Raw genomic sequence first — 15,021 nt, forward strand, 5'->3', positions numbered from 1 at the left:
CTCCAATACATAATAAATTCATTATATATTATACATTGAAAATACCAAATTAAGTACATTTTTTATTAATTTATTTTGCTAAAACTCCAGAATGCATTAGCACTTTTCTCTATATCTTTGAAGTCCCAAGTTTTATTTGAATATTTAATACTATCAGGATCATTTACTTTAATTTTTCCATCTGAAGTAATTCCACTTAAAACAATAAAATGCCCTGACAATGTAAATATTCCAGGACCTTCAGAAACTATAACAGGATGTCCTTCTTTTAGTGATTTTATTACTTGATTTGATGGAATCATAGTTCCTTTTACACCAAAGTAAGTAGATAATTTATCCATAACGCTCCAGTCTGAGCCTTTATTTTTTACATAACCACCATGTTTTTCACTATAGTTAGCAACGATTCTGGGATTAATTTTAGTATCTCCAGTTAATCCAACAATGATCATAGCTAAAGAAGTAGGTCCACAGCCATTAATGGCAAGAAGTTCAGTACCGTAATAATCATATCCCCATTGTTTATCAAATTGTTCAAACAAAGGGATTTCCCCTTTTTTATAATAAGATTCAATATTAATTACTTTATTTATTTCTCTTGTTGGATATCCAGCCACATAAGGTATTGTTTCAGGTCGCATAACTGCCATTCTAATTAATTCTTCAGGTATTTCTTTAGAGTTATTTACTATTGATTGTATCTGAGAATCATTGTATTTTGTAGCCTCACTAGATAACTTTTCTAATAATTGTGAATTTGTAGCATGCCACCAATAAGTAGTATTATAATTATCCTTATCTATTTTTGCTATAGTTTTAGATACATTATAAGGTTTTTCTTCTGTTTTATTAGTATTAGTATTTATATGATAATAACAGATACCTGCTATAGCTAGTATAACTATTATTGCGCCTATAAGTAGCCATGTTAAATATTTTTTTCATTTAATCTCCTTAAATTTTTTTCTAATTTTTTTATTTTGTATTAGTATATTTTTAGGTAATTAGTGTTGCATTTATATTATTAAATAAATAAAATTAAAAAATTATTTTTGTGATATAACTATAATAATTTTAAAAAAATAATTGTATATTAAAGGAATTATTGTATTATTAAGTTTAAATAAACAATATTTATTGTAAAACACTAGAACTTATAAATATTAACAATTTGGTTTAATTAGTGAATAATAATTACATTTTTTATTATATATAGTAGATTGATAAAAAAATTAGTGCTAAATAAAGGTGAGATTAATATTAAAGAATTAATATAAAATTTAATCCATTTAATATTTTTTGTGTAGAAATTTATATAAATAGTCTAGAGTTAATTTAATTTTATGAAAGTATTGGGATTTATCTGTAATACATATGGTAGTTTAGAATGATATAATAAGAATAAATATTATTTTAAAAGGAGTGGGTAAAAATGAATCAAGAAAGACTTGCCAAAGTAATAAAGGCTATGGAAGAGCAAAATCTTTCACAAATGCTTATATCTTCAGCTCCAAGCTTATTTTATTTAACAGGTAAGTGGATTTCAGCAGGAGAAAGAATGGTAGCTTTATATATAAATAAAAATGGAGATGCCAAATTTATAATAAATAAATTATTCCCTTGTGAGGAAACTGAAGGTTTAGATTTAGTTTGGTATGATGATACACAGGATGCTGTTGAAATATTAAGTAAGTATACTGATAAAAATGAAGCTTTAGGTATTGATAAGGATTGGAAAGCTCATTTCTTAATAAGACTTATGGAACTAAATGGAGCTAAGAGCTTTGTTAATGGTTCACCTATAATTGATAATCTAAGAATGGTTAAGGATGAAATTGAAAAAGACCTTATGATTAAAGCATCTAAGATTAATGATGAAGTTATGGGAGAAATTAAAGATTGTATATCAAGTGATAAGACAGAAAAAGAAATTTGTGCAATATTAGGAGAAAAGTATGCACAAAAAGGAACACAAGGTTTCTCATTCCCTCCAATAGTTGCTTATGGAGCCAATGCAGCAGATCCGCATTGTGTATCAGGAGATAATAAGCTTAAAGCTGGGGATTGTATAGTTATAGATATGGGATGTAGACATAATAATTATTGTTCAGATATGACAAGAACTTTCTTCTATAAAGAAGTTTCAGAAAAACATAGAGAAGTTTATGAAACAGTTTTAGAAGCTAATAAGAGAGCAATAATGACAGTTAAGCCAGGAATAAGATTCTGTGATGTTGATAAGGCAGCAAGAGATTATATAACTGAAAAAGGATATGGAGAATACTTTACACATAGAACAGGTCACTGTATAGGAATAGAAGTACATGACTTTGGAAATGTAAGCTCAGTTAATGAAGATATATTAAGACCTGGAATGATTTTTTCAATTGAGCCAGGAATATATATAAAAGATGATATTGGAGTAAGAATTGAAGATTTAGTTATGGTTACTGAAGATGGATGTCAAAGACTTAATGTATATCCAAAGGAACTCACAATAATAGAATAGGATAAAAATATATTTAAACTAAGGAGAAAAGGGTCATGAATTTAGAAGGAAATACTATATTAATAACTGGTGGATCAAGAGGAATAGGATTAGCTTTAACTCAAAAGCTTGTGGATAAAAATGAAATTATTATTTGTGGAAGAAGTAAGGAAGCTTTAGATGAGGCTAAAAAATTATATCCTAAAATCCATACAGTAGTTTGTGACTTAGGAAATGAAAAAGAGAGAGTAGAGTTTGCAAATTATATAAAGGAAAACTTTAAGAAACTTAATATTTTGGTTAATAATGCAGGAATTCAAAGAGATGTAGATTTTTCAAAAGAAAATATAGATTTAGATGATTTTAGTGAACTTAAAATTAATTTAGAAGCACCTATTCATCTAATACAATTATTACTTGGAACTATTAGAAAAAATAATAATCCAGTTATAATAAATGTATCTTCAGGACTTGCATTTATGACTTTAGCTAGAGTACCTATGTACTGTGCAACTAAAGCGGCAATGCATTCATTTACTAAATCTTTGAGATATCAATTAAAAGAAGAGGGAATCAAAGTTATAGAAATAATTCCACCAGCAGTTGATACTAATTTAAACCCAGAGGGTAGAGCAAAAGTTAAATTTGATATGGTTGGTGTAGATGAATATATAGATGAGGTTATGATTGGACTTAAAGAAAGTAAAGATGAAATAGGCTTTGGTGGAAATTTAGAAAGAATAAATAATAGTACAAAGAAAGATTTAGAAAAAATCTTTGGATTTATGAATAAATAAAAAAAGAGGAGTTGTCCCATATGAGACAATTCCTCTTTTATGTTAAGCTGAGAATAGTACTCCAGCTATTGATGCTGTCATAAATGTAGCCATTGCTCCACCTATAAGAGCCTTAAATCCAAGCTTTGCGATTATACCTTTCTTTTCAGGTGCTATTCCACCAATACCAGCTATTTGTATAGCGATTGATGAGAAGTTAGCAAATCCACAAAGTGCATAACTTAAGATCATTATTGTTTTTGGTTGTAATGTTGCATTAGCTATGTGAGTTGAAAGTTCTGAATAAGCAACAAACTCATTTATAGCTATTTTTTGACCAAGAATACTTCCAGCAGTAGATAAATCAGCTGATGGAATTCCAAGTAACCAAGCAATTGGAGTGAATAATTTACCTAATATCCAGTTAAGACTTAAGTAATCCATTCCGAATAATGAACCTACTCCTGAAAGCATAGCATTTATTAATGCTATTAAAGCTATGAAAGCTAAAAGCATAGCAGCAACATTTAAAGCTAGTCCTAAACCTTCTGAAGCACCACTAGCAGCAGCTTCTATAACACTTGAATGTGTTTTTTCAAATTCAACTTCTGAATTTTCTCCAGTTTCAGGAGTTTCAGTTTCAGGTATTAACATTTTAGCAATTAATAATCCAGCAGGAGCTGCCATTATTGAACCAGCAAGTAAATTACCAGCACTAATTCCCATAGCAACATAACCGGCCATAACTCCACCAGCTACAGTTGCCATTCCTCCTACCATAATAGCCATTATCTCAGAACGAGTCATTTTTGATATATAAGGCTTAATTAATAATGGAGCTTCTGTTTGTCCAAGGAAAATGTTTCCTACAGCACTCATTGTTTCAGCACTACTTGTTTTAAGTAGTTTTGATAAAGCTCTTGCTACATGTTTAATAATAAATTGCATGATACCTAAGTGATATAAAACACTCATTAATGATGAGAAGAATATTAATGTAGGTAATACATTAATTACAAATATTGAACCAGCTGGTAATGGGCCTGAGCCATCATTAAGAGGTCCGAATAAGAAGTTTGTTCCCTCAGTTGTAAAGCCTAAAAGCTTAGTAATCATATCATTGAATCCACCAAATATTTTTGCACCTATTCCTGTTTTTAAGATTAGGAAAGCAAAGAATATTTGTAATCCAATTCCTGTAATAACTAAACGCCAATTTATCTTCTTCTTATTTTCAGAAAGTAGGTAAGCGACACCTAAAATAGCCATAATTCCTAAAACACCAGTAAATCTATCCACAGTTTCTCCCCTTTTCGCAACGTAGTTTATTTTAGTTTTGGTTATTTATTTTAATATAGCTGTCTCAACAAGAGTGGGACAGCTATACTATTTTTAAATATTTTTTATTATATTAGTCATAAGTTGTATAAAACTTTTTCTAACTCTTTCGGATGTTTCCATAACTTCTTCGTGATTAAGTGGTTGATCTAAAATTCCAGCAGCCATATTTGTCATACATGAAATACCTATAACACTCATACCACTGTGTTTAGCCACAATAACTTCTGGTACTGTTGACATACCAACAGCATCAGCTCCTATAGTTCTAGCCATTCTTATTTCAGCAGGAGTTTCATAAGTTGGACCACTAAACATTGCATATACACCTTCTCTTAGAGTTAATCCAAGATCAGCTGCAATATTTTTTACATTTTTTCTAAGTTCTTTATCATAAGCATCTGACATATCTGGGAATCTAGTTCCAAATTCATTAAGATTTCTTCCAACAAGAGGATTAGCACCTGATAAATTAATATGATCTGTTATTAACATTAAATCTCCAGGAGTGAAATCTTTATTAACTGCTCCAGCAGCATTAGTTACTATTAATTTTTCAGTTCCTAAAAGTTTCATAACTCTTACTGGGAAAGTAACTTCTTGCATTGCATATCCTTCATAGTAGTGGAATCTACCTTGCATAGCTACAACTACTTTACCTTCAAGTTTACCAATTACTAATCTTCCTGCATGACCTTCAACAGTTGAAACTGGGAAACCAGGAATATCTGAATAGTTATAATATTCAGCTTCTTCAATAGTGTCAGCTATAGCACCAAGTCCTGAACCAAGTATTAATCCAAGTTCTGGTTTATATTTAGTTTTTTCTAATATATAGTCTGCAGCAACTTTAATTTTTGTTGATAAATCCATCATAATCACCTCTTAAGTTTTATATCAATTGATTATTTTTTAATTTCTTGTAAAAAGCTCTTTCCATGTGGAATTTCTTCAGCATCAAAAATATCACATATTGTTTGACCCATTGAGAAGAATCCTTCAATTGTTCCAAGATTATTATTTTCTTTTATTTGCTTACCATAAGCAATAAATGGAACATATTCTCTTGTATGGTCTGTACCAGGATATGTTGGATCACAACCATGGTCAGCTGTTATAAATAGAACATCATCATCATTCATAGCATCAATGATTTCAGGAAGTCTTCTATCAAATTCTTCTAAACCTTCACCATATTCTTTAGGTAAATTTCTATGTCCCCATTTCATATCAAAGTCAACAAGATTTGTAAAGATTAAACCTTTCTTGTTTTCTTTCATATATGCTAAAGTTTTATCTACTCCATCTGAATTACTCTTTGTATGAACAGAATCTGTAACTCCTTGACCAGAGAATAAATCAGATATTTTACCAACAGCCATTACTGATAAATCTTTATCTTTAAGCATATCAAGTGTTGTCTTGTGTGGTGGAAGTAGAGCATAATCATGTCTATTTGCAGTTCTTACAAAATTACCTTCAGTACCGATAAATGGTCTAGCAATTACACGAGCAATTTTACTCATCATTTCTCTTGCTATTTCACAACATTTATAAAGTTCTTCTAATGGAACTATTTCTTCATGAGCAGCTATTTGGAAAACACTATCTGCTGATGTATAAACTATTAAAGCACCAGTTTCCATGTGTTCCTTACCAAGTTCATTAAGAATTTCAGTACCAGAAGCTACCTTATTACCAATAACCTTTCTTCCAGTTCTTTTTTCAAACTCATCTATTATTTCTTTTGGGAATCCATTAGGATATGTTGGGAATGGATCTTGTGTATCAATTCCAACCATTTCCCAGTGACCTGTTACAGTATCTTTTCCTTTTGAAGATTCCTTTATTCTAGCAAAAGAACCTATTGGATTAGAAACCTTATCAAGGTTTGTTATTCCATCTATTGATGAAAGTCCAAGCTTTTGCATATTTTCTAAATTTAATCCGTTATTAAATTCTACAACGTGTCCTAAAGTATTTGAGCCTACATCACCGTATTTATCAGCGTCAGGTAAAGCACCAATACCAACAGAATCTAAAACGATCCAAATAACCCTATTAATCATAAAATCACCTCATAATTATAATTTGTAACTTTAAATTAGAGTTCACATATAATTTTTTAAATCTAAAACACAATTTGTATAAATTGATATATTATTTTGTACTTAATTTATATAAATATTCGTTTGAGAAATTAAGTGTAATTTTTAAATAAATAATATACATTAAATAATTTAATAAGATATATTATTTATCTAAATAAGATACCTTAATTATAAATATTAATGATAAAAAGCACAATGAAAAATATGTCAAAATTATCAAGTTAAATATTTACAAAGTTTTTTTGTTAACATATTTAAGAGTTAGATTTAATAAGAAGTTAAACGCTTACATCAAGCTTTAAACAGTTACAAAAAAGTTTTTATTGTTAAAATAATCATATCATTACATTTTAATATATGCAAATTAATATATTAATTAATATATTAATAAAGTTAGTTAATTAGTAATAAATTATCAAAAAAAGTAGAAATGTAAGGGGAGTTTATTAAAATGCTCGAAAAGTGCCATTAGGAATTATTTAAATTTTTGTTAAGTTAAGATTTAAATTAAAAAAAGCTAGTACAATACTAGCTTTTTTATATCCTATTTATTATCTAAGAACATTTCTCCAACTTTTACTACATCACCAGCTCCAACTGTTATAAGTAAATCGTCTTTCTTTAATATACTTTTAACGTATTCTAAAGCTTCTTCATGAGAATGAACATTAGTACATTTTACTCCATTAGCTCTTATTGCATCTCCAAGTTCTACTGAGTTTACAAGACCTGTATCTTTTTCTCTAGCAGCATAAATATCCATAAGAACTAACTCATCAGCTTTACTGAAACATTTTGCAAAATCATCAAATAATGTTTTTGTTCTTGTGTATGTGTGAGGTTGGAATACACATATTGTTCTCTTAGTATTCATTTTCTTTGTAGTATTAAGAGTAGCTTCAATTTCAACAGGGTGGTGAGCATAATCATCAATTACTGTTATACCATCTTTTTCTCCCTTGTATTCAAATCTCTTATGAGCCCCTCCGAATGAAGAAAGACCTGCTTTTATATCTTCAACACTTAAACCAAATATTAAACCAACTGCTATAGCAGAAAGTGAATTTGAAACATTATGCATTCCAGGAACGTTTAATGAAAGTGAGAATAACATTTCTCCTTTATTATAAACATCAAAGCTTGCACAGCCTCTTCCATCGAAAGTTATATTTTCAGCTTTTAAATCTCCATTTTTAATACCATATGATATTACATTACATTCACATTTTGAAAGTATATTTCTTACTCTTTCATCATCAGCATTACCTATTAATTGACCATCCTTAGGAATAAGTCTTGCAAATTCTAAGAATGTATCTTCAATTTCATTTATATCTTTATAGAAATCTAAGTGGTCTGCATCTATATTTAAGATTATTCCTATAAATGGATGGAATCTTAAGAAACTCTTTTTATATTCACAAGCTTCTGTAATAAAGTGATCACTATTACCAACTCTGAAATTTCCATCAATAATATCTAAATCACCACCAACTAATATTGTTGGGTCAAGCTTTCCAGCAAGTGCTACATGAGTAATCATTGATGTTGTTGTTGTTTTTCCATGAGTTCCAGAAACAGCAACATTTAGCTTATGTGATTTTAATAGATAGCCTAAAAATTCAGCTCTATCCATAAGTAAAGCATTAATTTCTTTAGCTTTAACTATTTCAGGATTATCACTAGGAATAGCAGCAGTGTAGACCACTACGTCAACATTATTTAAATTGTCTGCACTATGTCCTATGTAAATTTCAGCTCCACTTTTCTTTAATCTATCTGTTAAGGCAGATTCTTTTGAATCAGAACCTGAAACTTTGTATCCAGCGTTAAGTAAGATAGCAGCAAGACCACTCATGCTAACTCCACCTATACCTATAAAATGAACTTTTTTATTAACATCTCTTTCTAAATTAAAAGACAAAAGTATCAACTCCTTTTTTTATTCCACATACTAATTATATACACAAATTTAAAAAAACACACACTTTAAATAAATAAACGTAAAAATATAGTTAAATTCTTTAATATTAGTTGATATTACTTAAAATATTGAATAAAATATGAATATTAAGGCAAATATTAAGGTAATAATTCGTATAAAATTGAAGGTGATATAAATGGAAAAATTAAGTAGGAATAGTAGGGTATCAATTATTACAAAGATACTTATGGAAAATCCAAATAAAATAATAGGATTAAATAGATTTTCTGAACTATTAAATGCAGCTAAGTCTACAATAAGTGAAGATATAGTTATAGTTAGAGAAAGTTTAGAAAAAAAGGAAATGGGAACTATTGAAACTATAGCAGGAGCAGCAGGGGGAATAAAGTTTCTTCCAAGTATGGGGAAAGAAGAAGCTTTAAGTTTTGTAGAAAATCTTTGTGAGGTTATGAGTTCACATAATAGACTTGTAGCAAGTAAATTTATATATGTTACAGATTTAATGTTTGATCCATCTATTATTAGTAAGGCTGGAGTATTATTATCATCTTTCTTTGATAAAGAAAGTATTGATTATGTTATAACAGTTGAAACTAAAGGTATTCCATTAGCTTATGAAGTAGCTAAAAATTTAGGTGTACAAATGATAGTTGCTAGAAGAGATAGTAAAGTAACAGAAGGTTCAACTTTATCAATCAACTATTTATCAGGTACATCAGGAAGAATACAACAAATGTGTCTTTCAAAAAAGGCTTTAAGAACAGGAAGTAAATGTATTTTTATAGATGATTTTATGAGAGGTGGCGGAACTGCCAAGGGAATTATAGATTTACTTCGTGAATTTGATTCAGAACTTGTGGGTATAGGAGTTCTTGTTGATAATAAACTTTCTCCAAATAAAGTTGTTAAAGATTATATTTCTATTGTTGATGTTGAAGAGTTAGAAGAAGAGAATGGAATAAAGGTAATTCCATCAAAAAATCTAATAGAAAACCTATAAATTTCTTTAAATATAAAAGTTTTAAAAAAAAATAAAAAAACTTAGAAAAAAAAGAGGAATTTACAAAAAAAGATAGAATTATATAATTATTACAACAACTGGAGGTGTGGTCAATGCAAATTACAGATGTAAGAATCAGAAAAATAGCGTCTGAAGGAAAAATGAAAGCTATTGTATCAGTAACTTTTGATAATGAATTTGTTGTTCATGATATTAAAGTTATAGAAGGTCAAAGTGGATTATTTATCGCTATGCCAAGTAGAAAGACACCAGATGGTGAATTCAAGGATATAGCACATCCAATAAACACTGAGACTAGAGAAAAGATACAAACAGCTATTCTTAGTGAATACGAACAAGTAAAAAATACTGAAGAAGTATAAAAGGGTGTTAAGGGGTTATCTAAATATAGGTAACCTCTTTAATTTTTTTTAAAATTTTTTAGAAATAATTAGTATTTTATATAGAAAAAAATTTTTGTGTATTTTTTGACAATTCACTGTAAATGCTCGTTTTCATATTGAAATAAGACTTTGTTTAAAATATAATTAGTATAAGAATACGAATGGAATAAAGTATCAAAAAAATAATTAGTATAGACTATTTACTAAATTTTTATCATAATGAGGTGAAAAAATGAATAAATGTGCTATAATATTAGCAGCAGGACAAGGTACAAGAATAAAATCAAAGCTTCCAAAGGTACTACATAAGGCATGTGGCAAAGAAATGGTCAATCATGTAATAGATACAATGAGAGCTTCTGGTTTAGAGGATGTTAATGTAATAATTGGAAAAGGTGCTGAACTTGTGAAAGAAAAAACAGCATCAAGAAATGTAAGTTATTCATTACAAGAAGAACAACTTGGAACTGGTCATGCAGTAAAATGTGCAAAAGAATTTTTACAAGGTAAAAAAGGCGTAGTTGCTATTTTTACAGGTGATGCTCCATTAATAGAAGCAGCTACTGTTTCAAAATTAATGGAAACTCATATAAATGAAAATAATTTTGCTACACTACTTACTTCAGTTATTGAAAATCCAACAGGATATGGAAGAATAATTAGAAATAATGATGAAGTTGAAAAGATTGTTGAGCATAAAGATTGTTCAAGTGAAGAGCTTAAGGTTAAGGAAATAAATGCAGGAATGTATTGTTTTGATATCGAAAGTCTTTTATTATGCTTAGACAAGCTTTCAAATAACAATGCTCAAGGAGAATATTATATAACAGATGTTATAGAAATGTTAAAAAATGATAATAAGAAAGTTGGAGCTATGATTACTGATTTTGAAGAAACAATTGGTGTTAATTCAAGAGCAGAACTTGCAGTTGTAGAATCAATTTTAAGAAAAAGAATTAATAAAAAGCATTTAGATAATGGAGTTACTATAATAGATCCAAATTCAACTTATATAGGACTTGAAGTTGAAGTTGGTATGGATACAATAATTTATCCTGGAACTATTTTAGAAGGTAAGACAGTTATAGGTGAAGATTGTGTTATTTATCAAAATTCAAGATTAAGTAATGCTGTTTTAGGAAATGGTGTTAAGGTAGAAAATTCAGTTATTCTTGATAGTAAAGTTGGAGATAATACAAGTGTGGGACCATTTGCTTATATAAGACCAGAATCAGCAATCGGTAATAATGTTAAGATAGGTGATTTTGTAGAAATAAAGAAATCAGTTATAGGCAATAATACAAAGGTATCACATTTAACTTATATTGGAGATGCAGAAGTTGGTGAGAAATGTAACTTTGGATGTGGAACAGTAGTTGTTAACTATGATGGTCAAAAGAAACATAAGACTATTATTGGAGATAATGCATTTATAGGATGTAATACTAACTTAGTTTCACCTGTTGAAGTAGAACAAAATAGTTATATTGCTGCTGGATCTACTATAACAGATAAAGTTACTGAAGGAAGTTTAGCTATAGCAAGAGCTAGACAAACAAATATCGAAGGTTGGGTTAATAGAAAAAGAAAATAAATTTTCTTTTTTTAAATATACACAAATGTAAAATGGGATTATTTTAAGGAGGTCTTCACGACAATGGAAAATCAGTTAAAGAATATTAAGATTTTTACTGGTAACTCTCACCCTGAGCTTGCAAAAGAAATTGCTGAATGTTTAGGATTACCATTAGGTAGAGCTAAGGTAGGTACTTTTAGTGATGGTGAAATATCAGTAGATATTGATGAAACTGTAAGAGGTTGCGATGTATTTATCGTTCAATCAACATGTAGTCCAGTAAATAATAACCTTATGGAATTATTAATTATGATTGATGCATTTAAAAGAGCATCAGCAGGTAGAATAACTGCGGTAATGCCATACTATGGATATGCTAGACAAGACAGAAAAGCTAAATCAAGAGATCCAATAACAGCAAAATTAGTTGCAGATTTATTAACTGCAGCTGGAGCAGATAGAGTTTTAACAATGGATCTACACGCTTCACAAATACAAGGATATTTCGATATTCCTGTTGATCATATGTTAGGATCACCAATACTTGCAAACTACTTTGTAGATAAAGGACTTGGTGAAAGAGATGATGTTGTTGTTGTATCACCAGACTTAGGTTCTGTTACAAGAGCTAGAAAGTTTGCTGATAAATTACATGCACCAATAGCTATAATAGATAAGAGAAGACCAAAAGCTAACGTTTCAGAAATTATGAATATAATTGGTGAAGTAGAAAATAAAGTTTGTATATTAATAGACGATATGATAGATACAGCTGGAACAATAGCAAATGCTGCTAATGCACTTAAAGAGCTTGGCGCAAAAAATGTATATGCTTGCTGTACACATGGTGTACTTTCAGGCCCAGCATTTGATAGAATTAATGCATCTGCAATAGAAGAACTTGTAATGCTTAATACTATAGCTCTTCCAGAAAAGGAAGGTCTTGAAAAGTTCAAATCATTATCAGTTGCTCCTTTACTTGCAAATGCAATTGAAAGAATTTACGATGATGAACCATTAAGTAGATTATTTGAAGAATTTAACTAAAATAAATGGAAATTTATAATTAAATTATAATAAAACATCCATTTTTTAATTAATATTATAAAATACCTAGGCTTATATTTGGGCCTAGGTGTTTTTTATTTACCAATTATGATGAAATTTGTGGTATAATAAAAAAAATATGTTTTTTTGTTTAAATAATATACAAAATAGTTACAAGTAAGGGTATCTAGTGTTTTGTATTAATTATTTATTAAGATTAGGAGTGTGTGAACAATGGATGGTTTATTAGGAAAGATTTTAGTAGTAGATGATGATGAAAATATATGCCAAGTTTTAAAAATGTATCTAGAAAGTGCTAATTATGACGTTAAAGTTGTTAATGATGGAAAATCAGCACAAGAAGTGTTTTCAACTTATAAACCAAATTTAGTGTTACTTGATGTTATGTTACCAGGAATAGATGGGGTAGAAGTTCTAAAATGGATAAGAAGAGAAGGAAATACTCCAGTTGTTATGCTTACAGCTAAAGGAGAAGTATTTGATAAAGTACTAGCTTTAGAAATTGGAGCTGATGATTATATTGTAAAACCTTTTGAGCCAAAAGAAGTTATGGCTAGAGTTAAAGCAGTAATGAGAAGATATTCAGTAGACAAGACAGAGGAAGATATTTTAACATTCCCAGGACTTGTTATAGATACAAATTCATATAAGGTTCTTTATAGAGAAGAAGAAATTAAGATGCCACCAAAAGAATTTGAACTATTATATTATTTAGCAAACAACAAAAATAAGGTATTTACTAGAGAACAATTACTTTGTGAAGTTTGGGGATATGATTATCCAGGTGACTCAAGAACTGTTGATGTACACATCAAGAGATTAAGAGAAAAACTTAACAAAGGTGAAAATTGGCAATTAGAAACAGTTTGGGGAGTAGGATATAAATTCGAGGTTAAATAATATGAATAATCGAGGGTTAGTTCCTAAGTTATTATTAAGCGTTATGGCAATTGTGGGTATCATATTTGCCATAATTGCTTTTATTTTATCTGCTAGTGTAAAGGAATACTACTATAAAAATAGACTAGAGAAAATAAAAGAAGTAAGTTCTTTAGTTGAAAAGTCAGTTAATTCTTATGTAAATAGTAATGGAGAGGATTTAGACCAGTTAAATTCTATCTTGCAGTTTAGTCATCAATTTTTAAATGCAGATATTATAATAACTGATAGTCAAGGTGTAGTATTTGCAGTATCTAATAAAGATAATAATAATTTAGAATACAAAAAAATAACAGATATAGATGGTAAGAGTATTTTAACTAATGATGAGTTAGACTATAATAGTGGAGATTATAATGTATATAGCCAAAAGTTATATTATAAAAATTATTTTAATGGGGTAATTATTGTTAAGACACCTCTTGATGAAATGAATATGGTTCTTGATAGTATATATTCAATAATATGGTTTTTCATTATATTAACATTAATAATTTTAACTATAGTTATTTACGCTGTATGTAGTAAATTTATACTACAACCTATCGAAGAAGTTAATAAGGTATCAAGAAAAATAGCAAAAGGTCATGTTGAAGAAAGAGTTAAAATAAATTCTAATGATGAGATAGGAGAACTTGCTAAGAATTTTAATCTTATGGCAGAGTCTATAGAGCAAGTTGAAATGAATAGAAGAGAATTTATTTCAAATGTTTCACATGAGCTTAGATCTCCAATGACTTCAATTAAGGGGTTCATAGCTGGAATTTTAGATGGAATTATACCACCTGATAAAGAACATTTTTATTTAGAAAAAGTTTCGGAAGAAATTGAAAGATTAACAAGACTTATAAGTGACTTGTTAGATATATCAGCAATGCAAGCTGGTAAATTAAAGTTCAATTTCAGTAAGGTAGATATAAATTATATTCTAAAGACTTCAGCAATAAATTTAGAGCCAAAAATAAGAGATAAAAATATACATGTAGATCTTGTTCTTGAGGAAGAATATATGAATGTAAGAGGAGATAAGGATAGATTAGTTCAAGTTGTAACTAATTTAATTGATAATGCTATTAAATATTGTATTGATAATGGAAATATTAGAATAAAAACAGAATCTAAGAGTGGAAATAAATTAGTGGTTTCTATTTATAATGATAGTCCACAGTTAAGTGAAGAGCAACTTAGACAAGTTTGGGAAAGATTCTATAAAGCAGATAAATCAAGAACTAATAAATATAGTACAGGACTTGGTTTATCAATAGTTAGAAATATAATAACAAGCCATGATCAAGAGATATGGGTAGAAAATTCAGAAGATGGAAAAGGTGTTATCTTCGCATTTACTTTAAGCAAGATTGATTAATGTTTTAGTT

13 protein-coding genes are annotated in these 15,021 nt (G+C 28.8%); 8 read left to right on the top strand and 5 right to left on the bottom strand.

Annotation, left to right across the window (positions count from 1 at the left end; translation table 11 throughout):
• Nucleotides 1–65 precede the first annotated feature (65 nt).
• Nucleotides 66–650 carry a C39 family peptidase gene (locus tag BN8917_RS03970; RefSeq protein WP_066870961.1) on the bottom strand — a complete coding sequence of 195 codons (585 nt, stop codon included), beginning with the start codon at nt 648–650 and terminating at the stop codon, nt 66–68.
• Between the two features lie 782 nt (nt 651–1,432).
• Between BN8917_RS03970 and BN8917_RS03975 the strand changes: the two genes are divergently transcribed.
• Nucleotides 1,433–2,509 (top strand): M24 family metallopeptidase, encoded by a 1,077-nt coding sequence (locus tag BN8917_RS03975; RefSeq protein ID WP_066870964.1) that lies wholly within the window; start codon nt 1,433–1,435, stop codon nt 2,507–2,509.
• Between the two features lie 35 nt (nt 2,510–2,544).
• Nucleotides 2,545–3,285, top strand: a complete 741-nt coding sequence (locus BN8917_RS03980) for an SDR family oxidoreductase (protein ID WP_066870967.1) — start codon at nt 2,545–2,547, stop codon at nt 3,283–3,285.
• A 42-nt stretch (nt 3,286–3,327) separates the two neighbouring features.
• Here the strand turns inward: BN8917_RS03980 and BN8917_RS03985 are convergent, their stop codons facing one another.
• The 4 genes from BN8917_RS03985 to murC all read right to left on the bottom strand — a co-directional run bounded on the left by BN8917_RS03985 (nt 3,328) and on the right by murC (nt 8,637).
• Complete coding sequence (locus BN8917_RS03985) at nt 3,328–4,563, bottom strand: NupC/NupG family nucleoside CNT transporter (RefSeq protein ID WP_066870970.1); 1,236 nt, start codon at nt 4,561–4,563, stop codon at nt 3,328–3,330.
• 93 nt (nt 4,564–4,656) lie between these two features.
• Complete coding sequence (locus BN8917_RS03990; protein ID WP_066870973.1) at nt 4,657–5,475, bottom strand: purine-nucleoside phosphorylase; 819 nt, start codon at nt 5,473–5,475, stop codon at nt 4,657–4,659.
• Nucleotides 5,476–5,507: 32 nt separating this feature from the next.
• Nucleotides 5,508–6,671 (bottom strand): phosphopentomutase, encoded by a 1,164-nt coding sequence (locus tag BN8917_RS03995; protein ID WP_066870976.1) that lies wholly within the window; start codon nt 6,669–6,671, stop codon nt 5,508–5,510.
• A 586-nt stretch (nt 6,672–7,257) separates the two neighbouring features.
• Nucleotides 7,258–8,637 carry a UDP-N-acetylmuramate--L-alanine ligase gene (gene murC / locus BN8917_RS04000; protein WP_066870979.1) on the bottom strand — a complete coding sequence of 460 codons (1,380 nt, stop codon included), beginning with the start codon at nt 8,635–8,637 and terminating at the stop codon, nt 7,258–7,260.
• Between the two features lie 196 nt (nt 8,638–8,833).
• Here murC and purR point away from each other — a divergent pair, with 196 nt between their 5' ends.
• The 6 genes from purR to BN8917_RS04030 all read left to right on the top strand — a co-directional run bounded on the left by purR (nt 8,834) and on the right by BN8917_RS04030 (nt 15,011).
• The gene (gene purR, locus BN8917_RS04005; RefSeq protein WP_066870982.1) at nt 8,834–9,658 is read left to right on the top strand and encodes a pur operon repressor; all 825 of its coding nucleotides are present in this window, start codon (nt 8,834–8,836) and stop codon (nt 9,656–9,658) included.
• A gap of 113 nt (nt 9,659–9,771) precedes the next feature.
• Entirely contained in the window at nt 9,772–10,041 is a 270-nt protein-coding gene (gene spoVG, locus BN8917_RS04010) for a septation regulator SpoVG (protein WP_066870985.1), read from the top strand.
• Nucleotides 10,042–10,294: 253 nt separating this feature from the next.
• Nucleotides 10,295–11,656 (top strand): bifunctional UDP-N-acetylglucosamine diphosphorylase/glucosamine-1-phosphate N-acetyltransferase GlmU, encoded by a 1,362-nt coding sequence (gene glmU, locus BN8917_RS04015; protein WP_066870988.1) that lies wholly within the window; start codon nt 10,295–10,297, stop codon nt 11,654–11,656.
• Between the two features lie 63 nt (nt 11,657–11,719).
• Nucleotides 11,720–12,685, top strand: a complete 966-nt coding sequence (locus tag BN8917_RS04020; protein WP_066870991.1) for a ribose-phosphate diphosphokinase — start codon at nt 11,720–11,722, stop codon at nt 12,683–12,685.
• A 234-nt stretch (nt 12,686–12,919) separates the two neighbouring features.
• Entirely contained in the window at nt 12,920–13,606 is a 687-nt protein-coding gene (locus tag BN8917_RS04025; RefSeq protein WP_066870994.1) for a response regulator transcription factor, read from the top strand.
• Nucleotide 13,607: 1 nt separating this feature from the next.
• Nucleotides 13,608–15,011 carry a HAMP domain-containing sensor histidine kinase gene (locus tag BN8917_RS04030; RefSeq protein ID WP_066870998.1) on the top strand — a complete coding sequence of 468 codons (1,404 nt, stop codon included), beginning with the start codon at nt 13,608–13,610 and terminating at the stop codon, nt 15,009–15,011.
• Nucleotides 15,012–15,021: the final 10 nt, after the last annotated feature.

This window comes from Clostridium mediterraneense, from assembly GCF_900091705.1.
Lineage (GTDB): Bacteria > Bacillota > Clostridia > Clostridiales > Clostridiaceae > Sarcina > Sarcina mediterraneense.